Raw genomic sequence first — 20,364 nt, forward strand, 5'->3', positions numbered from 1 at the left:
TTTGACTGGAGTGCATCATGGACTGGCTGCAAAACCCGGAATTTCTCGCCCGGGCGCAATTTGGCTTCATCGCGATGTTCCACATCATGTGGCCGCCGCTGACCATCGGCCTGGCGCTGATTCTGTTCGGCATGGAAGCCGCCTGGGTCAAGACCCGCAACATCTTCTACTTCCACCAGACCAAGTTCTGGACCAAGCTGTTCCTGATCAACTTCGGGGTCGGGGTGATCAGCGGCATTCCGATGGAGTTCTCCTTCGGCACCAACTGGGGTCCGTTCTCCACCTCGGCCGGCGACTTCATGGGCAACATCCTGGGCTTCGAAACCGCAATGGCCTTCATGCTCGAAGCCGGATTCCTCGGCATCATGCTGTTCGGCTGGAACCGCGTCGGGCCGAAGATGCACCTGTTCGCCACGGCGATGGTGGCTTTCGGCAGCACGCTGTCGGCGTTCTGGATCATGGTGGCCAACTCATGGATGCAGACCCCGACCGGGGTGAAGCTGGTAGACGGCAAGTTCGTCATCACCAACTGGTTACATGCAGTGTTCAACCCCGACCTGCCGTACGGCTTCGGCCATATGTTTACCGCCGCGGTCGAACTCAGCCTGGTGGTCATGGCCGGGGTGAGCGCCTACTACCTGCTGAAAAAGCGTCATGTCGACTTTTTCCGCCCGGCGTTCAAGTGGGCGGTGGTGGCGCTGTGCATCGTCGCGCCGCTGCAGATATTCATCGGCGACTCCGCCGGCGGCGCGCTAGCCGAAACCCAGCCGGCCAAGCTGGCTGCGATCGAAGCGCACTGGCACACCAACAAGCCGGGTGAAGGCGCACCGTGGGCGCTGCTGGCCATTCCCAACCAGAAAGCGCAAAAAAACGACTGGGCGCTGGAAATCCCGGACGCGCTCAGCCTGATCGTGACCCACTCCCCCACCGGCAAGGTGGTGGGGCTCACCGACTTCAAGCCGCAGGACCAGCCGCCGGTGTGGATTCCGTTCTACGCCTTCCGCTTGATGGTGGCTGCCGGGGTGTTCGTGGCGGTCATGGCATTGTGGACGCTATGGATGCTTTGGCGCAGGCGTGAACGCATGACTGCTGCGCGCATCAGCGAAAACAAATGGCTGCTGCGCGGCTGGCTGCTGGCGATTCCCGCCATATACGCCGCAGTGGAGGCCGGCTGGATGACGCGCGAGGTCGGCCGCCAGCCGTGGATCGTCTACGGCATGATGCGCACCAGCGAAGGGGTGAGCAATCTGCCGGCAAGCACGGTGCTGTGGTCGTTCGTGATGTACATGCTGTTCTATGGGGTGATCGGCGTGGCCGCGCTGGTGTTCATGGTTCGCACCATTCGCAAGGGTCCGAGCTTCGAGCCGCCGCCGCACCCGCCCGGTGTCAAGGGGCAACCGGTTGCCCCTGCCGCGCCCAAGCCTGTGCCGTTCACCCCTGCGGCGGCACCCGCTGCAGTGAGCACCAAGCTTGCGGTCGAAGGAGGACAGTGACATGGACCTCAACAACCCGCAGGAACTGCATCACATCCTCGCCACGGTTTGGTTCCTGATCATCGGCCTGTTCATGGTGTTTTATGTGGTGCTCGATGGCTTCGACCTCGGCGTGGGCGTGCTGTCGCTGTTCGTCGGCGAGCGGCGCCGCAAGGTGATGATGGCCAGCCTGGGCAGTATTTGGGACGCCAACGAGACCTGGCTGGTGGTCATCGGCGGTACGCTGTTCGGCGCGTTCCCGCTGGCCTACGGCACGGTGCTGCACGGGCTGTACATCCCCATCATCCTGATGCTGCTGGGCTTCATGCTGCGCGGGGTGTCGTTCGAGTTCCACGAGCTGTCTCGGCGCAAGACCTTCTGGGGGGCGATGTTCGGGGTCGGCAGCCTGCTGTCGGCCATTGCCCAGGGGTTTGCGCTGGGTGGGTTGCTCAACGGCGTGCGGGTGGAAAACGGCGTGTTCGTCGGCAGTGTGTGGGACTGGCTCTCGCCGTTCAGCCTGATCGTGGCGCTCGGCGTGGTGGCCGGGTATTCGATGCTCGGCTCAACCTATCTGATCATCAAGACCAAGGACGACATCCAGGCCGGCTGCTACCGGCGCGGCCAGTTGCTCGCCTGGATCATGCTGGCGGTCGGTGCCGTGGTCACGGTATGGACGCCGCTGCAGTTCCCGCAGATCTTCGCCCGCTGGTTGACCACGCCCAACATCTACTTTTTCGCCCTGTTGCCGGCGCTGGCCGTGTTCAGCTTCGTGATGCTGCTGCGTGCGCTCAAGCGGCAGGCCGAAGTGGCGCCGTTCGTCTGGACCATGATGATCTTCCTGTTCTCCTTCGCTGGGCTGGCCGCGACCTGGTATCCGTATATCGTGCCCGGCTCGGTCACCATCGATCAGGCCGCCTCGGACAGCAGCACCCTGGTGTTCATGTTGCTGGGCATCGGCCTGTTGATTCCGGTAATGATCACCTACAACGTCTATCAATACATCGTGTTCCGCGGCAAGATCGACCCCGACGCGGAGCATGCGTACTGAAGCCGGCGGCAATACTCAACCGGAGCGTCGCCCCCGGCTGCGCACGACACTGACGATCAGATAGCCCGAAATCAGCACGAACAGTGCGGCCAGCGCAGCCTGCCCGTCGCCGGCAAGGCCGGCGGGGGTTTTCCAGCGCTGCTCGAGGATGGACTGTGTCAGGCTCTGCACCTGCTGCGGCGGTGCAAATGACAGCGCCGGGTCCAGCCGGCGTGCCTGCTCCAGCTCCTTCTCGGCCAGCGGCCACTTGCCCTCGCGCGCCAGCAGCCTGGCATCCAGATAGTGCGCCTGGGCGGACTGTGGCTGCGCCGCAAGCGCCTGGGCGATGATTTGGTCGGCCTGGTGGAATTGCCCGGCGTCGAGCAGCGCCTGGGCCTGCTGCAGCGGAGCGGTCTGGGCAGCGGCGCTGCAGGCCAGCGCGGCACCGAGCAATAGGGTGAGAAACGGGCGGGGAAACAGGGCAAACCGGCGCATCGGGACACACCAACTGGGTCGTGGATCGGATAGCCTGACCCTAACACAGTGCCCGACGATGCGGCTGGCACAAAATGTATTCACGTCCCACGCGCGCAGCGTGGCGGGAAGTGTCGAGGGATAGTTTTGCTCAGCCCACCGCCTTGCGCAGCAGTTCGCTGACCTGCTGCGGGTTGGCGCGGCCGCCAGTGGCCTTCATCACCTGGCCGATCAGGGCGTTGAGCGCCTTGTCCTTGCCGGCGCGGTATTCCGCGACGTTCTTCGGATTGGCCGCAAGCACGGCGTCGACCGCGGCCTGCAGTGCGGCGCTGTCGTTGACCTGCGCCAGACCGCGTGCGGCGATGATGGCATCGACATCGCCCTCATGCTCGCCCGCCCACAGCGCACCGAACACGTCCTTGGCAGTCTTGCTCGACAGTGTGCCGTCGTCGATGCGGCGCGTCAGTGCGGCAAGCTGCGCCGCGCGGACCGGGCTGTCGCCGATGTCGCGCTCGTCGCGGTTGAGCTGCGCGGCGAGTTCACCCATGATCCAGTTGGCGGCCAGCTTGGGTGCTGCACCCGTGGCCACGCAGGCCTCGAAGTAGGCGGCGTGCGCGCGGGTTTGGGTCATCTGCGCGGCCGCCTCGGCGCTCAGGCCGTGCGTGCGCTGGAGGCGCTCGGCCATCTGGCCGGGCAGCTCGGGCATGGAGGCGCGCACCTGCTCGATCCACTCCGCCGAGATGACCAGCGGCGGCAGATCGGGGTCGGGGAAATAGCGGTAGTCATGCGCGTCTTCCTTGGTGCGCATGGTGCGGGTCTCGCCCTTGTCCGGGTCGAACAGCCGGGTTTCCTGCACCACCTTGCCGCCGTCTTCGATGAGCTCGATCTGGCGCCGTGCCTCGAATTCGATCGCCTTCTCCAGAAAGCGAAAGCTGTTGAGATTCTTGATCTCGCAGCGCGTGCCCAAGGGTTCGCCGTGGCGACGCACCGAGACGTTGGCATCGCAGCGAAACGAGCCTTCCTGCAGGTTGCCGTCGCAAATGTCCAGCCACACCACCAGTGCATGCAGCGCGCGGGCGTATTCGGCCGCTTCGCGGGCGCTGCGCAACTCGGGTTCGGTGACGACTTCGAGTAGCGGTGTGCCCGCGCGGTTGAGGTCGATGCCGCTGGCCGGATTGCCCGCCCGGTCGAACAACCCGACTTCGTGCAGCGACTTGCCCGCGTCTTCTTCCAGGTGGGCGCGGGTCAGGCGCAGACGGTGTGACTTGCCATCCACGACAAACTCGACCACCCCGCCCTGCACCACGGGGATTTCATACTGGCTGATCTGGTAGCCCTTGGGCAGGTCGGGATAAAAGTAATTCTTGCGCGCGAACACCGAGCGCGGCGCGATGGTGGCGCCCAGCGCCAGACCCAGCCGGATCGCCCGCTCCACCGCCGCCCGGTTGGCCACCGGCAGCACCCCGGGCAGCGCCAGATCGACCGCGCAAGCCTGGGTGTTGGGCGGCGCGCCAAACGCCGTGGACGCGGCGGAAAACATCTTGGACCGGGTGGAGAGCTGCACATGGGTCTCCAGCCCGATGACCACTTCCCATGACATATTGCGATTCCTCAGTGTGAGCGGCGAAACGCCGACAGCAGCAGCGCGGCGCCAATGAACAGGGCACCAAAGCCGCGCTGCAGCCAGCGCTGATGCTGCGGTGTGCGCAGAGCGCGCAGCACGCGCGCGGCCAGCAGGGTGTAGCCGTTCATCACCACGATGTCGGTGATGAACAAGGACAGCCCGCACAGCAGATATTGCGGCAACTGCGGCCGGGCCGGATCAATGAACTGCGGCAGCACCGCCAGCATGAACACCAGACCCTTGGGATTGCTCGCGTTGATCAGAAAACCGCGCAGCACGAGCTGCTTGCGGCTGGGCGGCGGTGCGCTTTTCGCATCGCCGTCGGCCTCGAGCACACCCTGCGCCGGGGCGCGCCATTGCTGCACGCCCAGCCACAGCAGATAGGCCACGCCGAACCATTTGATGACGCTGAATGCAGCCTCGCTCGCCGCCAGCAGCGCGCCCAGTCCCGCAGCCACCACCATCAGAATCGCGGCAATGCCCAGTTGCAGGCCAAGGACGTTCCACACCCCCAGCCGCCAGCCAAAACGCAGCCCGGCGGTCATGCAGGCAATCGCCCCCGCCCCTGGCGACAGGCTGATCAGCCAGCTTGCGGCAAAGAAAGTCAGCCAGGTGTGCCAGTCCATCGCGTCACACCGGGCTGCGCCGATGCCAGTCGGTGACCTGCTGGTACTGGTGCGCGACCTGCAGCAGCAGACTTTCGCTGAAATGCGCACCGATGAGTTGCAAGCCCACCGGGCGGCGGACGTTGGCGCCGGCGCCAAAGCCTGCGGGCACGCTCATCCCAGGCAGCCCGGCCAGGCTGGCCGACAGGGTGTAGATGTCGGCCAGGTAGTTGGCTAGCGGGTCGGCCTTGTCGCCGCGGTTCCAGGCCACGGTGGGCGACACCGGCCCGGCGATCAGGTCGCACTGGGTAAAGGCGCGGGCGAAGTCGTCGGCGATTAGGCGGCGGATTTTCTGCGCCTGCAGGTAGTAGGCGTCGTAATAGCCATGCGACAGCACATAGGTGCCGATCATGATGCGGCGCTTGACCTCGGGGCCGAAGCCCTCGGCGCGGCTTTTGGCGTACATCTCGGCCAGATCACGGTACTGCGCGGCGCGGTGGCCAAAGCGTACGCCGTCGAAGCGGCTGAGGTTGGAGCTGGCCTCGGCCGGGGCGATGATGTAGTAAGCCGGGATCGACAGTTCGGTGCGCGGCAGCGATACCTCCACCAGCATCGCGCCCAGGCGCTCGAGCTCGGCGAGCGCGGCGCGCACCGCGGCTTCGACATCGGCGGCCAGCCCAGCGCCGAAATACTCGCGCGGCAGGCCGATGCGCAGCCCGGCCAGCGGCTGCGCAGCGGTGGCGCCGGGCAGGAGCGCATCGATCTGGGCGACATAGTCGGGAACCGGGCGATCGATACTGGTGGCGTCGCGCGGGTCGAACCCGACCATTGCCGACAGCAGCGCGGCGCAGTCCCAGGCGGTCTGCGCCATCGGCCCGGCCTGGTCAAGGCTGGAGGCGAAGGCGATCATCCCGTAGCGCGAGCACAGACCGTAGGTCGGCTTAATACCGGTGATGCCACACATCGCCGCGGGCTGGCGGATCGAGCCACCGGTGTCAGTGCCGGTGGCGGCAGCCACCAGCCGCGCGGCGACCGCCGCGGCCGAGCCGCCGCTGGAGCCACCGGCAATGGCATCCGCATCCCAGGGGTTGCGCACCGGGCCGTAGGCGGAGTTTTCGTTGGCCGAGCCCATCGCGAACTCGTCCATATTGGTCTTGCCGACCGTGACCATGCCGGCGCCGTCAAAGCCGTCGGCCCCGGCTCCCAGGCGGGCGACCACCGTGGCATCGAACGGGCTGATATAGCCCTGCAGCATGCGTGAGCCTGCGGTGGCGGGCATCGCGCGGGTGACGAACACGTCCTTGTGCGCCAGCGGCACACCAAGGAGCAGCCGGGTATCGCCTGCGGCGCGGGCAGCGTCGGCAGCGCGCGCAGCCTGCAGCGCCCCCTCGGCATCGACATGCAGGAACGCACCCAGATCGGTGTGGGCCTCGATGCGGTCGAGCGCGGCGCGGGTGAGTTCGACGCTCGACACCTGCCTGGCGGCGAGTGCGGCGCACTGGGTGCGCAGGTCGGCAGTGACGACATCGTTGGAAGTCGCGCTCATTCCACCACCCTCGGCACGAGGAACAGCCCGTCCTGCGCGTCGGGCGCGTTGCGCATCGCGGCGTCGCGGATGTCGCCCTCGGTGACGACGTCGTCGCGCAGCCGCAGCGGCATGTCCTGCACCGCAGACAGCGGATGCGCCAGCGGCTCGACGCCCTCGGTCGGCACCGCGCGCATTTGCTCGACCACGGCAAAGAACGCGTTCAGGTCAGTCAGCATGTGTTCGCGTTCACTGGCGGAGAGATCCAGCCGGGCGAGCTGCGCCAGGCGGTCGATATCAGGGAGGGACAGGGACATGTTGGGGGGACAGTGATCGAGCAGAAGTACTGCAGGGGAAGCCGCCCGACTGCCGGGCCGGCACGCAGCCCAGACCCTTGCGGCACGCTGAGGAAAAGGCATTTTATGCACATGCATCGGTTATGATGCTGTGATTTGGCGCAAGGGATTTGTCAGAAAAATCAAGTCCGTTTGTTGCTTTTTTCACACATCATCAGCAAGCCTGGCCCACGGCTGGCGCCCCACATTCCATGTTCCGAAAATTCCGGCAGTATTTTTCGACGGATCTGGCGATCGACCTCGGCACCGCCAACACCCTGATCTATGTGCGCGGCAAAGGCGTCGTGCTCGACGAGCCGTCGGTCGTCGCGATCCGCCACGAAGGCGGCCCGAGCGGCAAGAAAACCATCCAGGCCGTCGGCCGCGAGGCCAAGCAGATGCTCGGCAAGGTGCCTGGCAATATCGAGGCCATCCGGCCGATGAAGGACGGCGTGATCGCCGACTTCACCGTCACCGAGCAGATGCTCAAGCAGTTCATCAAAATGGCGCACGACACCAAGTTGCTGCGCCCCAGCCCGCGCATCATCATCTGCGTGCCGTGCGGCTCGACCCAGGTCGAACGCCGCGCGATCCGCGAGTCGGCACTGGGCGCCGGCGCCAGCGAGGTGTACCTGATCGAGGAGCCCATGGCCGCGGCGATCGGCGCCGGGCTTCCGGTGTCGGAAGCCACTGGCTCGATGATCGTGGACATCGGCGGCGGCACCACCGAGGTCGGCGTGATCTCGCTGGGCGGCACCGTCTACAAGGGCAGTGTGCGCGTGGGAGGCGACAAGTTCGACGAAGCGATCATCAACTACATCCGTCGCAACTACGGCATGCTGATTGGCGAACCCACGGCCGAGGCCATCAAGAAGCAGATCGGTTCGGCCTTCCCCGGCAGCGAGGTCAAAGAGATGGAGGTCAAGGGCCGCAACCTGTCCGAGGGCGTGCCGCGCAGCTTCACCATTTCCAGTAACGAAATCCTCGAAGCGCTGACCGATCCGCTCAACCAGATCGTCTCGGCGGTGAAAAACGCGCTTGAGCAGACCCCGCCCGAGCTTGGCGCCGACATTGCCGAGCGCGGCATGATGCTCACCGGCGGCGGCGCGCTACTGCGCGACCTGGACCGGCTGCTTGCCGAGGAAACCGGGTTGCCGGTGCTGGTGGCCGAGGAGCCGCTGACCTGTGTGGCGCGCGGCAGCGGCATGGCGCTGGAACGCATGGACCGCCTGGGCACCATTTTCACCTCCGAATAACCCGCTTGCCGCAGCCGCGCCCACTGCGTAGGCCCGGCTGCGGCATGTCGGGTGATCTGCACGCAGTTCACCTTCGACCTCATGGCCTACGGCACCCTCGAGCGCTCTCCGCCGCCGTTTTTCCGGCAGGGGCCATCTGCGCTCACGCGGCTGCTGTTGTTTTCTGCGCTGGCGGTGCTGCTGATGGCACTGGATGCACGCTTTCAGGTCACACCACGACTGCGTCAAGGGCTGGCGGTGGCAGTCTATCCGCTGCAGCGGGCGGCGCAGGCGCCGGTGGACTGGGCGCGCAACATCAGCGGCTATCTGCAGTCGCCGGTGCAGTCGCAGCGTGAGATCAGCCGGCTGCAGCAGGCCAATGTGGCGCTGTCGCTGCAGGCGCAGATGGCCGCGCAGCTGCGGGCGGAGAACGACCGCCTGCGCGCGTTGCTGCATCTGCAGCAAAGCATGCCGCCCAGCGCGGTGGCGGCGCAGATCAGCGCGCAGGCCAGCGATCCATTCAACCGCACCGTGGTGATCGACCGCGGCAGCCTGCAGGGGGTGGAACTGGGCGCGCCGGTGATCGACGAAACCGGCCTGCTCGGGCAGGTCACGCGCGACTATCCGTGGAGCGCCGAAGTCACCCTCATCACCGACCGCGACGCGGCGGTGCCGGTACAGAACCAGCGCACCGGCGAGCGCGGGGTGCTGTACGGCGATCCGGGACTTGGCCAGGGCGGGCTGGAGCTGCGCTGGATGCCGGCTTCAGCCGATGTGCGAGTGGGCGATGTGCTGGTGACCAGCGGCGTCGACGGTATCTACCCCGCCGGGCTGCGCGTGGCGCGGGTCATCGCCGTGGTACGCCAACGCGACACCGCGTTTGCCCGGGTGATCTGCGCGCCTCTGGCCGATGTAGAGGGTGGCCGGCATGTGCTGGTGCTCAAGCCGCTGACCCCGCTAGTGCCCGCGCCGCCCGCGCAAGTCGCCAGGTCCGCCGGGGCGCGGCACAAGCCGCAGGCTGCCTCGGCCCCTGCGACGGGACGCGGGCGTTGAACGCGACCTGTCGGCTCTTCATGCTGCGCCGCCGCCCCACCCGCTCCGCCATGCCTGCCGCCCGTGCGCCGGCCGGCGGGCCGCGCGAAGTGCTGCTGCTGCCGGTCAAGCCGTGGTTCATCGCGCTGACCCTACTGATTGCGCTGCTTCTGGACTTTGTGCCCCTGGGGCGGCTGGGCTGGATGCCGGACTTCGTCGCGCTAACCCTGGTGTTCTGGAATGTGCATCAGCCGCGCCGCGTGGGCATGACCGTGGCCTTCGTGCTGGGCTTGATGGTCGATGTGCAGCAGGGTGCAGTGCTCGGTCAGCATGCGTTGATCTACACCGTGCTGAGCTATTTCGCCATCAGCCTGCACCGGCGTCTGCTGTGGTTCTCGCCGCTGCAGCAGGCGCTGCAGGTGCTGCCGCTGTTCGTCGCCGCGCAGGGATTGTGGCTGTTGGTGGGCATGTGGTCGGGCGGGAGCTTTCCCGGCTGGGGGTTCCTACTCGCCCCGCTGTTGCAGGCAGCGCTGTGGCCGCCGCTGTCCTGGCTGCTGCTGGCACCGCAGCGCCGCGCACCCGACGCCGACCGCAACCGCCCGCTGTAGCTAAGCCGCGCTGAACCTTGCCCGCTGCCGCTGCTCCAAAGTCGTCTGCACCCGCCCTGCGATGAACGAACTGCGCAACATCGAACGCGAGCTGTTTCGCTTTCGCCGTCGCCTGATCCTGGCCGGCGCAGCGGTGGTGCTCAGCTTTGCGCTGCTGGTCGGGCGCTGGCTGTGGCTGCAGGTGGTGCGGCACCGGCAATACTCCACGCAGGCGCAGGACAACCGCATCGCGCTGGTGCCGATTCCGCCGCAGCGCGGGCTGATCCTCGACCGCAACGGCATCATCCTGGCGAGCAACTACGCGGCCTATACCCTGGAGATCACGCCGTCGAAGGTCCAGGGCACGCTGCAACAGACCATCGATGCGCTCAAGGCGCTGGTGCCGATCACCGCATACGACGAGCGCCGGTTCAACAATCTGCTGGCGCAGTCGCGGCGGTTCGAATCGCTGCCCATCCTGAACAAACTCACCGACGACCAGGTCGCACGGGTCATGGCGCAGCGATTCCGCTTTCCCGGGGTGAACGTGCGGGCGCGGCTGTTCCGCAGCTATCCGCTGGGTGCGCTGGGCTGTCATCTGCTGGGGTATGTCGGCCGCATCAACCAGGCCGAGCAGCAGCGCATCGACGACAGCGACGACGCGAGCAACTACCTCGGCACCGACCACATCGGCAAGCTCGGGGTGGAGCAGGCGTATGAAAAGCAGCTGCATGGCATCACCGGCTATGAGGAGGTGGAGGTCAACGCCGCCGGCCGTCCGGTGCGCAAGATCAAGACCGTGCCGGCCACGCCGGGACAGAACCTGGTGCTGGGGGTGGACATCCGGCTGCAGAAGCTCATCGAAGACCTGTACGGCAAGCGGCGCGGCGCCTGCGTGGCCATCGACCCGCGCAATGGGGAGGTGTTGGCCTTCGTGTCGATGCCGACCTTCGACCCCAATCTATTCGTCGACGGCATCGATCAGGCCAACTGGGACGCGCTCAACACCTCGCCCGACAGGCCGCTGCTCAACCGCGCGCTGCGCGGCACCTTTCCGCCGGGCTCGACCTACAAGCCCTATCTGGCGCTGGGCGCGCTGACCGAGGGCATCCGCACCGCGCAGTGGAGTTTCCGCGATCCCGGTTTCTTCCTGTTCGCCGGCCACCGCTTCCGCGACGACGTGCCGGGCGGCCACGGTATCGTCGACATGCGCAAGGCGATCCAGGTGTCGTGCGATGTGTACTTCTACATGCTGGCGCATGACTGGGGTGTGGACGGCATGGCCCGCTGGACGCAGCGCTTTGGCTTTGGCGAGGTCACCGGCATCGACCTGCTCGGCGAGGCCAGGGGCGTGCTGCCCTCGCGGGCCTGGAAGCGCAAGGCGTTTCGCGCCCCGGCGCAGAAGGTCTGGTATCCGGGCGACACCATCAGCTTGGGCATCGGCCAGGGCTACAACACCTTCACCCCGCTGCAGATGGCCACGGCGCTGTCCACCCTGGCCAATCAGGGCACGCGCTATGCGCCGCGCGTGGTGCGCGCGATCGAGGACATGGCCACGCGCCGCTTCACTCCGGTCCATGCGCCGGTGGCCGAGCGCGTCGACATGCACCCGGCGTACTGGCAGGTGGTGCACGACGGCATGATCGCGGTCAACCAGACCGGCGGCACCGCGGCAGATGCGTTCAAGGGCGCGCCCTACACCAGCGCAGGCAAGACCGGCACCGCGCAGGTGTTCACCGTCGGCCAGAACCAGACCTACGACGCCAAGGACGTGGCGCACCACCTGCGCGACCATGCACTCTACACGGTTTACGCCCCGGCGGAGAACCCAGTGATCGCGCTAGCGATGATCGTCGAGAACGCCGGTTTCGGCGGCATGGCGGCGGCGCCGATTGCACGCAAGGCACTTGATTACCACCTGCTCGGACTCTATCCTAGCGACGACGAGATCGAGAAAATCAGCGGCACTCGGCCGCAGCCGGTGCAGTTCACCTACGCCGGGCAGCGCGAAGGTGTGCCGCCGATCCCCGGCGCCAAGCCGCCGCCCGCCGCTGCAGCCTCCGCGCCTGCGGGTGCAGCCACGGCAGCCGCACCTGCGGCATCCTCTGCGGCCCAGGCCAGCCCCACCGCCTTCGACCCAGATGCGCTGGGCAATCACCTGCGCGTCGCCTGCGCCGCCGAGCTGCGCGCGCCGCTGTTCACCCGCTTTGGCGCGCGGCCCGATGTCAGCGACGCATCGGAAGGAGTCCGGCTATGAATGCAAGCTTTGGGCGTCCGCCGTTATGGCGGCGCCTGCGCCCGTATCTCACCGGCTTCGACGGCCCACTGCTCGCCGCACTGCTGTGGCTGGTGGCCATCGGCTGCATCGTGCTGTTCTCCGCCCTGCAAGATGCGCATGTGCCGTTTGCCGATCATCTGCGCAATCTGGCCATCGGCTTTGTGGTGCTGTTCGTCGTGGCACAGGTGCCGCCGCACCGCTTGATGCAGATCGCCGTGCCGATCTACACCGCGGGCATTGCCCTGCTGCTGGCGACCGCGATGTTCGGCCTGGTGCGCAAGGGCGCGCGGCGCTGGCTCGACCTGGGCGTGACCGTGGTGCAGCCGTCTGAGGTGATGAAAATCGCCGTACCGCTCATGCTGGCATGGTATTTCCAGAAGCGCGAGGGCCAGATCCGACTGAAGGACTTTGTCATCGCCGCGGCCATCCTGCTGCTGCCGGTGGCGCTCATTGCCAGACAGCCCGACCTCGGCACCGCACTGCTCGTGCTGTTCACCGGGGCGTTCGTGATCTTTTTTGCCGGGCTGTCGTGGCGGGTCATCGCGCTGCTGCTGGCGCTGGCGGCGGCGAGCGCGCCGGTGCTGTGGCATTTCATGCACGACTATCAGCGCCAGCGTCTGTTGATGCTGCTCGACCCGCAAAGCGACCCGCTGGGTAAGGGCTTCAACATCATCCAGAGCATGATCGCCATCGGCTCGGGCGGCGTGTTCGGCCAGGGCTATCTGCGTGGCACGCAGGCGCATCTGAACTTCGTGCCCGAGTCGCACACCGATTTCGTGTTCTCGGTGCTGGCCGAGGAATGGGGGCTGGCCGGCAATCTGGTGTTGCTGGCGGCCTACACTTTTTTGATCCTGCGCGGGCTGGTGATCGCCGCAGGCGCCCCCACGCTGTTCTCACGGCTGCTCGCGGCGTCCATCACCATGATCTTTTTCATCTATGCCTTCGTCAACATGGGCATGGTTTCGGGCATCCTGCCGGTGGTCGGGGTGCCATTGCCGTTCATCAGCTATGGCGGCACTGCGCTGATCACCCTGATGCTGGGCGCGGGCATGCTGCTGTCCATCGCCAAGTCCAAACGGCTGGTGCAGAGCTGAACTGCCTGCCAGGCGTCCATCGAAAATTTCGATGACTGTCAACCAAACAAATCCCTGTTGTCGCTGATCCCGCTCAGTCCATAATCGCCCGCCGGTTTCATCACAACAAGGAGGAGGGCATGAAACGATTGGACATGGGCCCAGCCAAAGGCTGGCTGGGTGCGCTGCTGCTGGCAGCGGGGGTGGGTCTGGCGCAGGCAGCGGTGCTGCCCGGGCCGCTGGTGACGCCACCCTGGCTGCACGCGCATGCCCAGGAGGTGCAGATCGTCGACATCCGCGACAACCTCAATTCGCTGACCAACGATCCAAAGTTCAGCACGGTCAAGGGACACAAGGTGCTCGACGAGGTCGGCGGGCATATCCCAGATGCGCTGTCGGTCAACTTCTGGGGACTGCGGGACAAGCATGTGATCGACGGCAAGACCATCGACTTCATGCTGCCGACGGCCAAGGAGTTCGAGCAGAGCATGCAGGCCGTGCAACTCCAGCCAGACAAACCCATCGTCATCGTGCCCACCGGGGACGACGCCACTTCGCTGCAAGAGGCGGCGTTCTTCGCCTGGGAATTGCAGGTGTTCGGCGTGCCGGCCGACAGCATCGCCATTCTCAACGGCGGCATGCACGCCTGGATTGCCGCCGGGTATGAGGTGGATACCGATGCCATTGCGCCGATGCAGTCGAGCAAATGGCAGGCCAAAGAACCCAATCCGGCACTGCTGGCGACGAACGCCGAGGTGCAGGCGGCGCAGCGCGCGCACAAACTGCTGCTCGATGCCCGCCCGCTGGCGCAGTTTGCTGGGTTGGAGCACACGCCGGTCATCCCGGTCGGGGGCAGGCTGGCGGGCAGCACGGCGCTGCCGGCCGAGCTGTTCTACCGCAATGCGGATGACGGCTCATGGCGTTTTCTGTCGGCGCATGTGTATCGCAAGGTGTTGGCTGGCGCAGGTGTGCACCGGCTCGCACCGGGCATCATCTACTGCAACACCGGACAGTACGCGGCGGGTGCCTGGTTCGTCGTCGACCGCATCCTGGGCAAGAAGGGCCTGCGTGAATATCCCGGCGGCATGAATGAATGGGTGCAGCGCGAGCTGCCGATCGTGCATTTCTGATCCGTCGCCAGACGATACAAATTGCTGCATCCCGCTGGGATCGGGGTGCTAAAACTTAGTTTCCACCAAAATCGAGGAGACCCACATGCAAACTCACACCATGGCTGTCGTGTTGCTGCGCCTGCGCGCTGGCGCTTTGGCCCTGCTGCTCGGTCTGCTGGGCAGCGGGCTGGCACAGGCTGCCAACCCGTCGATGCTCCAGAACTTCGAGTTCGACAAGCCGACATTCATCCACGACCTGCCATTCGCCGAGCACAAGGTAGTGCTACAGGTCAGCGACAACAGCATCGAGCGCTGGCAACTCGTCCTTAACAACGCGCAAAACCTGCTCGATTATTTCGGTCAGGAAAAGGTGCGGGTGGTGGTCGTGGCCTACGGCCCCGGCTTGCTGATGCTGCTCAAAGACAGCCCAGTGGCCCAGCGCATCGCCGCAGAAAACGCCGAAGGCGTGGAATTCGACGCTTGCCACAACACCATGGAAGGCATGGCGAAAAAGCTCGGCCACCTGCCTGTGCTGGTGCCGCAGGCGGTGATCGTGCCGGCTGGCGTGGCACGCATCATGCAGCTCGAGCACGCCGGGTTCGCCTACATCAAGCCCTGAACTCCACGGGTCGGGCGCGGGTTCAGGCGCTGCGCAACGCGGTGAGGGTTGCATCGAAGGCGCGGATCAAGGTCTCGGCGTCTTCGGCGGTGTGCGCCGGGCTGGCCAGCACCATGTTGTGAAACGGCGTGAGCAGCACGCCGCGGTTGAGCAGTGCGAGCTGCAATGCAGATTCCAGCGCGTCGTCGAAGCCGGCGCGGGCTTGGCTGCCGTTGCGCGGGCGGGTCGGCGCGAACTGCACTTCGCAGCGCGCACCGATGCGCGTGACGGTCCACGGCAAACCATGGCGCGCAATGATGGTTTCCAGGCCGTTTGCCACCCGGGTTGCGATGGCGAACATCTGCGCATACGCCGCGTCGGTCATCACCTCGGCCAGCATGGCGCGCATCAGTCGCAGGGTCAGCAGCCCGGCGGACAGCGTGGTGCCGATGCCGGAGTGTCCGGGCGGCGCGGCGCTCTTGACAGCCTGCATGCGTGCGCCGACCTCGGCAGTGAAGCCGTAGGCCGCGCCGGGCGTGCCGCCGACAATCGGTTTGCCCAGGATGAGCACATCGGGCTGCAGCCCGTGTTCGCGGCAATAACCGCCGGGGCCGCAGGAGATGGTGTGGGTCTCGTCGATGACCAGCAGGGTGCCGTATTGCCGGGTGAGTGCGCGCACCGCGTCGAGAAATCCGGGGTCGGGCATCACCATGCCGATGTTGGTGAGCACCGGCTCGGTGAGCACGCAGGCCACATCGCCTGCGGCGAGTGCGGCGCGTAGGCCGTCTAGGTCGTTGAACTCGACCACACGGGTGGTGGCGTTCAGGTCGTGCACCTGGCCGAGCAGGCTGCGGCGGGCATGGGTGGAGCCGTCTGCGGCCAGATCGACGAACACGTCGTCGACCGTGCCGTGGTAGCAGCCGTTGAACACCACGATGTGCTTGCGCCCGGTGACCGCCCGCGCCCAGCGCAGCACGAAGCGGTTGGCATCGCTGGCGCTGGCGGTGAACTGCCACATCGGCAGGCCGAAGCGCCGCTCGAGCAGCTGCGCCACCTCCAGCGCCACCGTCGACGGCAGCATGGTGGTGGCGCCCTCGCCGCCATGCTGCGCCTGCACGCGCGCGACCGGCTGCGGGCTGTGGCCGAACATGGCGCCGGTATCGCCCAGACAGAAGTCGATCACCACATGGCCGTCGACATCGAACAGCCGCGCGCCCTGCGCTCGGTCGACATACAGCGGCACTGGCGACGGCGCGTCGGCCATCCAGTGCAGCGGCACGCCGAACAGGAAGTGGCGCTGCGCCTGCGCATGCAAGGCCGCGCAGCGCGGATGTTCATCGAGAAACCGGGCGGCTTCAGCCGCATGGAAGCGGGCGATGCGGTCGGCTGCAATCGCGGTCTGGGTCATGGCGACGTCCCTGTCGAGATACACCTTTTTGCAGTATGCAAAGACGCGACGGAACTTGGCAAGCGGCGCCAATGGCCCTGCGGCAGGGCGGCAAAGTGGCACTATCGCCCTTGCGATTTTGCAGATAGGCTGCAGTCCGCTTGCAAGGCTTCATCGGCGTGACCGAACGCCTCAGCCCGTTCACAACCACCACCATGGTTCGACACGCGTTTGCCTACCTCTCGCAGCAACGGTTTCTCGGTGCAGCCGCATGCAGCGAGACAGTGCCGGCCACCCGCTTCGGCCTGGCCGGCGTGACCTGGGACGGGGCGGTGACCCACCGCCCCGGCGCCCGCTTCGGCCCCGGCGCGATCCGGCAGGCCAGCCAGATGCTGTGCGATGCCACACACCCGCTGTTCGATCTCTCGCCCACAGCGCAGCTGTGCGACCACGGCGACCTGCGGCTGCCCAACACCGGCCTTGCCGACCTGCGCGCCGCGCTCCAAGCGCAGGCGCAGCCGTTGATCGCGCGGCAGCACATGGTGTGGCTGGGCGGCGATCATTCCATCACTCTGTCGCTGCTGCGGGCACTGCGCGTGGTGCACGGTCAGCCGCTGGCGCTGCTGCATTTCGATGCGCATTGCGATGCCTGGACCGACCATTTCGGCGAACCATCGGGTCACGGCACCTGGGTGTATGAAGCGTTGCGGGAGGGGCTGGTGGTGCCGCAAGGCGTGGTGCAGGTGGGCATCCGTTCGGCGGCCGAGCGCGCGGCGCGCGAGTACGTCAACACCCTCGGCGGCCGGATCATCACCGCGCGCGAACTGCGCGGGCTGGAGAGTCCGTCGCAGCTGGCGCCGATCACCGCCGACATTCGCGCGCGGCTGGCTGCGGTCGGCGCGCCGGTCTATGTCACCCTCGACATCGACTGCCTCGACCCCGCATTCGCACCCGGCACCGGCACACCCGAACCCGGCGGTCTGACCAGCGCGCAGCTGCTGTCGCTACTGGAAGAGCTGTGCGCGATGCAACTGCCCTTCGTCGGCATGGATTGCGTGGAAGTCTCACCGCCCTACGACCATGCCGAGCTCACCGCGAACATCGCCGCGCATTGTGTGTGGACCTACTTGTGCGCGCGCGTAGCGGCGGCGGGTTGAGCAAGGAAGACGCTTCGCATCATGCGACTGGAACGACAGGCACAGGCCCTGGTCGAGCGCTCGTTCTACATCGACACCGCGCACTGCGCACCGCGCCACGCGCCGCTACTGGGCGAAGTGCACACCGATGTGTGCATCGTCGGTGGCGGTCTGGCCGGGCTGTCGGCTGCGATCGAGTTGCGTAAGCGTGGACTGCAGGTGGTGCTGCTCGAAGGGCGGCAGATCGGCTGGGGCGCCTCGGGGCGCAACGGTGGGCAGGTGTTGGCGGGCTATGCCAGCGAGATGGCGCCGTTCGAGCGCCAGCTCGGCACCGCCGCGGCGCGCGCGGCCTGGGACATGTCGCTCGAGGCACTGCACCTGCTGCGCAGCCGCATCGCACAGTATGCGATCGATTGCGACTGGACCCCTGGCGCGATGACGGTGGCGGTCACACCCAGAAAAGCCCGTGCGCTGTTGGCCTGGGCCGAGCACATGCAGCGCGACTATGGCTACACCCATCTGCAGCTGTTCGACACCGCGCAGACCCGCAGCCTGATCGCCAGCCCGCGTTATTGCGCCAGCGTGCTCGACGACCTCGGCGGCCATCTGCACCCGCTGAACTACACCCTGGGTCTGGCCCGCGCCGCGCAGCAGGCTGGAGCTGTGCTGCACGAGCAGTCCGAGGTGATCGCGGTCCAGCCGGCGGCACAGGCCGGCGGTGGCAAGGCGCTGGTGCGCACCGCGAGGGGCCGCGTGCGCGCAGGCCATGTGCTGCTGGCCGGCAATGTGCATCTGGGCGCCGTGGCGCCGCAGCTGGCGCGGCGCATCATGCCGGTAGGCACCTACATCATTGCCACCGAGCCGCTGGGCCAGCAGCGCGCCATGGCGCTGGTACGCAACCGCGCATGCGTGTGCGACACCCAGTTCGTACTCGACTATTACCGCCTCACCGGAGACGACCGCCTGCTGTTTGGCGGGCGGGTGAGCTACTCCACCGTCAGCCCGCGCAACCTCGCTGCCGCCATGCGCCGCAGTATGCTGGCGGTCTATCCGCAGCTCGCAGACGTGAGAATCACCCACGCCTGGGGCGGGTTTGTCGACATCACCATGAACCGCGCACCGGACTTCGGCCGCATCGCCCCCGACGTGCTGTATCTGCAGGGCTTTTCCGGGCACGGCCTGGCGCTCACCGGCCTTGCCGGGCTGCTGGCGGCACAGACCATTGCCGGGCAGGCCGAGCGCTTCGACCTGTTCACCCGGCTGCGCCACAAGCCCTTTGCGGGCGGCGATTTTCTGCGCACCCCGGCGCTGGTGCTAGGGATGTTGTGGTACCGGCTGCGCGATCTGCTGTAACCCGCGAGGCCCTGCCTGCATTGCTGCGCGGACGTGCAAAACAGCATGGACAAATCCGTTGTACTTGCGGGTTGACCCTGAGGTTTTTGCCGCAGGCGCTGGCGCGTCCTGACACGATGTCACGGCGCTTACATGGCGTTGCACTTGAGTCGCGATCGTCCCCTATCTCTTTTGATTTGCCCTGCCTATAGTCGCCTTGCATCACAAAACAGGTCATTTCAGTGACACCACAGGAGACAGGCATGGACAAGGACGACGCATTGGATCGGGTTCAGATAGATCGCCGCACGCTGATCAAGGCGGGCGGCGCAGCAGGGCTGTCCGCGCTGCTGGGTACCTCGCTGCCGCCCAGCTGGGGAGCGAGCGAGACACCGGTGAAGATCGGCATGATCGACCCGATCACCAGCACCTTTGCCGCACTGGGCCAGAGCGAGATCAAGGGTGCGCAGCTCGCCGAGGCCGAGATCAACAAGGCTGGCGGCATCCTGGGCCGGCCGCTGCAGCTCATCGTCGAGGATGGCGCGGGCAACCCCGGCACCTCGGTGGACAAGGCTGCGCGGCTGGTGAGCCAGAACAAGGTGGATTTCCTCATGGGCACGGTCAACTCGGCGTCGTCGCTGGCGGTGTCGCAGTTCGCCAACCGCCATGACAAGCTGTTCGTCTGCACCGGCGGCCACGTCGACAGCCTGACCGGCAAGGAATGCAAGACCACGACCTTCCGCACCTGCTCGACCACCTGGATGCTGACCGCAGGCGACTTCGAGACGCTCTACAAGAAGTTCGGCAAAAAGTGGTACTTTCTGACCACCGACTATGCCTTTGGCCAGTCCGAACAGGCCGACTACACCACGCAGCTCAAGAAGGTCGGCGGCACCGTGGTCGGCGGCGCGCTGGTGCCCGTGGGCACGACCGATTTTTCGTCGTACCTGATCGACGTGAAGGCCAAGTCACCCGATGTGCTGTGCCTGCTGCTGGTGGGCAACGACCAGGTCAACTGCATGAAGCAGATCGCGCAGTTCGGCATCAACAAAGGCATGGCAGTGGGCGGTGCGCTGTTCGAGCTGGAGCAGGCGCAGGCGTTGCCGGAAGCTGCGCGCTATGGCTGGTGGACCATGGAGTGGTACTGGAAACAACCCAACACCCCGCATGTGGCCGACTTTGTCAAACGCTACAGCGCCGCACACAAGGGCGAGTACCCCACCGCGCGGGTGTGGTTTGGCTATGCCACCACGCATGCGATCAGGCTCGCTGTGGAAAAGGCCAAGTCACTCGATACGGCCAAGGTGGTCAAGGCGATGGAAGGGCTGGCGCTGCCGCCCGAGATCGCGCTGCAGCCGGGCAATGTGTACTACCGGGCGCAAGATCATCAGCTGATGTTGGGCATGTTCCCCGGTCATGTCATCCAAACCGGCACCTATCCCAATCTGTTCGACGTGAGCTCCATCGTGCCGGGCGAGAAGATCGCATTGCCGCCATCGGAAACCGGCTGCGTGCTGCCGCACGCCTGAAGG

General features: G+C 66.3%; 18 protein-coding genes. 12 read left to right on the plus strand and 6 right to left on the minus strand.

What is annotated here, in order from left to right; all coding sequences use genetic code 11:
- Positions 1–17 precede the first annotated feature (17 nt).
- Entirely contained in the window at positions 18–1,493 is a 1,476-nt protein-coding gene (locus ACZ47F_RS02800; protein WP_464925785.1) for a cytochrome ubiquinol oxidase subunit I, read from the plus strand.
- A gap of 1 nt (position 1,494) precedes the next feature.
- Positions 1,495–2,520 (plus strand): cytochrome d ubiquinol oxidase subunit II, encoded by a 1,026-nt coding sequence (gene cydB, locus ACZ47F_RS02805; protein WP_464925786.1) that lies wholly within the window; start codon positions 1,495–1,497, stop codon positions 2,518–2,520.
- Between the two features lie 15 nt (positions 2,521–2,535).
- Here the strand turns inward: cydB and ACZ47F_RS02810 are convergent, their stop codons facing one another.
- The 5 genes from ACZ47F_RS02810 to gatC form a co-directional block, all read right to left on the minus strand.
- Positions 2,536–2,994, minus strand: coding sequence for a prenyltransferase (locus tag ACZ47F_RS02810; protein ID WP_464925787.1), 459 nt, complete (start codon positions 2,992–2,994; stop codon positions 2,536–2,538).
- Positions 2,995–3,124: 130 nt separating this feature from the next.
- Positions 3,125–4,573 carry an Asp-tRNA(Asn)/Glu-tRNA(Gln) amidotransferase subunit GatB gene (gatB, locus tag ACZ47F_RS02815; protein ID WP_464925788.1) on the minus strand — a complete coding sequence of 483 codons (1,449 nt, stop codon included), beginning with the start codon at positions 4,571–4,573 and terminating at the stop codon, positions 3,125–3,127.
- Positions 4,574–4,584: 11 nt separating this feature from the next.
- Entirely contained in the window at positions 4,585–5,223 is a 639-nt protein-coding gene (locus tag ACZ47F_RS02820) for a LysE family transporter (protein WP_464925789.1), read from the minus strand.
- A gap of 4 nt (positions 5,224–5,227) precedes the next feature.
- A complete protein-coding gene (gene gatA, locus ACZ47F_RS02825; protein ID WP_464925790.1) occupies positions 5,228–6,748 on the minus strand; it encodes an Asp-tRNA(Asn)/Glu-tRNA(Gln) amidotransferase subunit GatA in 1,521 nt (506 codons plus the stop codon).
- A complete protein-coding gene (gene gatC / locus ACZ47F_RS02830) occupies positions 6,745–7,044 on the minus strand; it encodes an Asp-tRNA(Asn)/Glu-tRNA(Gln) amidotransferase subunit GatC (RefSeq protein ID WP_464925791.1) in 300 nt (99 codons plus the stop codon). Before gatC ends, gatA begins: the two co-directional genes overlap by 4 nt.
- Positions 7,045–7,274: 230 nt before the next feature.
- On the opposite strand from gatC, the gene ACZ47F_RS02835 reads away from it, so the two are divergent.
- The 7 genes from ACZ47F_RS02835 to ACZ47F_RS02865 all read left to right on the plus strand — a co-directional run bounded on the left by ACZ47F_RS02835 (position 7,275) and on the right by ACZ47F_RS02865 (position 14,998).
- The gene (locus ACZ47F_RS02835) at positions 7,275–8,318 is read left to right on the plus strand and encodes a rod shape-determining protein (RefSeq protein WP_464925792.1); all 1,044 of its coding nucleotides are present in this window, start codon (positions 7,275–7,277) and stop codon (positions 8,316–8,318) included.
- A gap of 81 nt (positions 8,319–8,399) precedes the next feature.
- Positions 8,400–9,350 carry a rod shape-determining protein MreC gene (mreC, locus tag ACZ47F_RS02840; protein WP_464926563.1) on the plus strand — a complete coding sequence of 317 codons (951 nt, stop codon included), beginning with the start codon at positions 8,400–8,402 and terminating at the stop codon, positions 9,348–9,350.
- Positions 9,351–9,400: 50 nt separating this feature from the next.
- Positions 9,401–9,937: a rod shape-determining protein MreD gene (gene mreD / locus ACZ47F_RS02845; protein ID WP_464925793.1), complete on the plus strand. Its 537-nt coding sequence runs from the start codon at positions 9,401–9,403 to the stop codon at positions 9,935–9,937.
- Positions 9,938–9,998: 61 nt separating this feature from the next.
- Positions 9,999–12,173 carry a penicillin-binding protein 2 gene (gene mrdA, locus ACZ47F_RS02850; protein WP_464925794.1) on the plus strand — a complete coding sequence of 725 codons (2,175 nt, stop codon included), beginning with the start codon at positions 9,999–10,001 and terminating at the stop codon, positions 12,171–12,173.
- A complete protein-coding gene (rodA, locus tag ACZ47F_RS02855; protein WP_464925795.1) occupies positions 12,170–13,288 on the plus strand; it encodes a rod shape-determining protein RodA in 1,119 nt (372 codons plus the stop codon). Before mrdA ends, rodA begins: the two co-directional genes overlap by 4 nt.
- Before the next feature lie 119 nt (positions 13,289–13,407).
- On the plus strand, positions 13,408–14,397 hold the full coding sequence (locus tag ACZ47F_RS02860) for a sulfurtransferase (RefSeq protein WP_464925796.1): 990 nt from the start codon (positions 13,408–13,410) through the stop codon (positions 14,395–14,397).
- An 85-nt stretch (positions 14,398–14,482) separates the two neighbouring features.
- A complete protein-coding gene (locus tag ACZ47F_RS02865) occupies positions 14,483–14,998 on the plus strand; it encodes a DsrE family protein (protein WP_464925797.1) in 516 nt (171 codons plus the stop codon).
- A 22-nt stretch (positions 14,999–15,020) separates the two neighbouring features.
- On the opposite strand, the gene ACZ47F_RS02870 is transcribed toward ACZ47F_RS02865, so the two are convergent.
- Complete coding sequence (locus tag ACZ47F_RS02870) at positions 15,021–16,385, minus strand: aspartate aminotransferase family protein (protein WP_464925798.1); 1,365 nt, start codon at positions 16,383–16,385, stop codon at positions 15,021–15,023.
- A 194-nt stretch (positions 16,386–16,579) separates the two neighbouring features.
- Here ACZ47F_RS02870 and speB point away from each other — a divergent pair, with 194 nt between their 5' ends.
- The 3 genes from speB (at position 16,580) to ACZ47F_RS02885 (ending at position 20,361) form a co-directional block, all read left to right on the plus strand.
- Complete coding sequence (speB, locus tag ACZ47F_RS02875) at positions 16,580–17,521, plus strand: agmatinase (protein WP_464925799.1); 942 nt, start codon at positions 16,580–16,582, stop codon at positions 17,519–17,521.
- Positions 17,522–17,542: 21 nt separating this feature from the next.
- On the plus strand, positions 17,543–18,853 hold the full coding sequence (locus tag ACZ47F_RS02880; protein WP_464925800.1) for an NAD(P)/FAD-dependent oxidoreductase: 1,311 nt from the start codon (positions 17,543–17,545) through the stop codon (positions 18,851–18,853).
- 242 nt (positions 18,854–19,095) lie between these two features.
- Entirely contained in the window at positions 19,096–20,361 is a 1,266-nt protein-coding gene (locus ACZ47F_RS02885; protein ID WP_464925801.1) for an ABC transporter substrate-binding protein, read from the plus strand.
- Positions 20,362–20,364 lie beyond the last annotated feature (3 nt).

The sequence above is a fragment of the Thiomonas islandica genome, from assembly GCF_055383445.1.

Excerpts from the sequence above, each read along its gene's own strand:
- speB (WP_464925799.1), top strand. The coding sequence starts at position 16,580 with ATGGTTCGACACGCGTTTGCCTACCTCTCGCAGCAACGGTTTCTCGGT.
- ACZ47F_RS02860 (WP_464925796.1), top strand. The coding sequence starts at position 13,408 with ATGAAACGATTGGACATGGGCCCAGCCAAAGGCTGGCTGGGTGCGCTG.
- gatA (WP_464925790.1), bottom strand. The coding sequence starts at position 6,748 with ATGAGCGCGACTTCCAACGATGTCGTCACTGCCGACCTGCGCACCCAG.
- cydB (WP_464925786.1), top strand. The coding sequence starts at position 1,495 with ATGGACCTCAACAACCCGCAGGAACTGCATCACATCCTCGCCACGGTT.
- rodA (WP_464925795.1), top strand. The coding sequence starts at position 12,170 with ATGAATGCAAGCTTTGGGCGTCCGCCGTTATGGCGGCGCCTGCGCCCG.
- ACZ47F_RS02880 (WP_464925800.1), top strand. The coding sequence starts at position 17,543 with ATGCGACTGGAACGACAGGCACAGGCCCTGGTCGAGCGCTCGTTCTAC.
- ACZ47F_RS02800 (WP_464925785.1), top strand. The coding sequence starts at position 18 with ATGGACTGGCTGCAAAACCCGGAATTTCTCGCCCGGGCGCAATTTGGC.
- ACZ47F_RS02885 (WP_464925801.1), top strand. The coding sequence starts at position 19,096 with ATGGACAAGGACGACGCATTGGATCGGGTTCAGATAGATCGCCGCACG.
- mrdA (WP_464925794.1), top strand. The coding sequence starts at position 9,999 with ATGAACGAACTGCGCAACATCGAACGCGAGCTGTTTCGCTTTCGCCGT.
- ACZ47F_RS02810 (WP_464925787.1), bottom strand. The coding sequence starts at position 2,994 with ATGCGCCGGTTTGCCCTGTTTCCCCGCCCGTTTCTCACCCTATTGCTC.
- ACZ47F_RS02870 (WP_464925798.1), bottom strand. The coding sequence starts at position 16,385 with ATGACCCAGACCGCGATTGCAGCCGACCGCATCGCCCGCTTCCATGCG.
- gatB (WP_464925788.1), bottom strand. The coding sequence starts at position 4,573 with ATGTCATGGGAAGTGGTCATCGGGCTGGAGACCCATGTGCAGCTCTCC.
- mreD (WP_464925793.1), top strand. The coding sequence starts at position 9,401 with ATGCCTGCCGCCCGTGCGCCGGCCGGCGGGCCGCGCGAAGTGCTGCTG.
- ACZ47F_RS02835 (WP_464925792.1), top strand. The coding sequence starts at position 7,275 with ATGTTCCGAAAATTCCGGCAGTATTTTTCGACGGATCTGGCGATCGAC.
- gatC (WP_464925791.1), bottom strand. The coding sequence starts at position 7,044 with ATGTCCCTGTCCCTCCCTGATATCGACCGCCTGGCGCAGCTCGCCCGG.
- ACZ47F_RS02865 (WP_464925797.1), top strand. The coding sequence starts at position 14,483 with ATGCAAACTCACACCATGGCTGTCGTGTTGCTGCGCCTGCGCGCTGGC.
- ACZ47F_RS02820 (WP_464925789.1), bottom strand. The coding sequence starts at position 5,223 with ATGGACTGGCACACCTGGCTGACTTTCTTTGCCGCAAGCTGGCTGATC.
- mreC (WP_464926563.1), top strand. The coding sequence starts at position 8,400 with ATGGCCTACGGCACCCTCGAGCGCTCTCCGCCGCCGTTTTTCCGGCAG.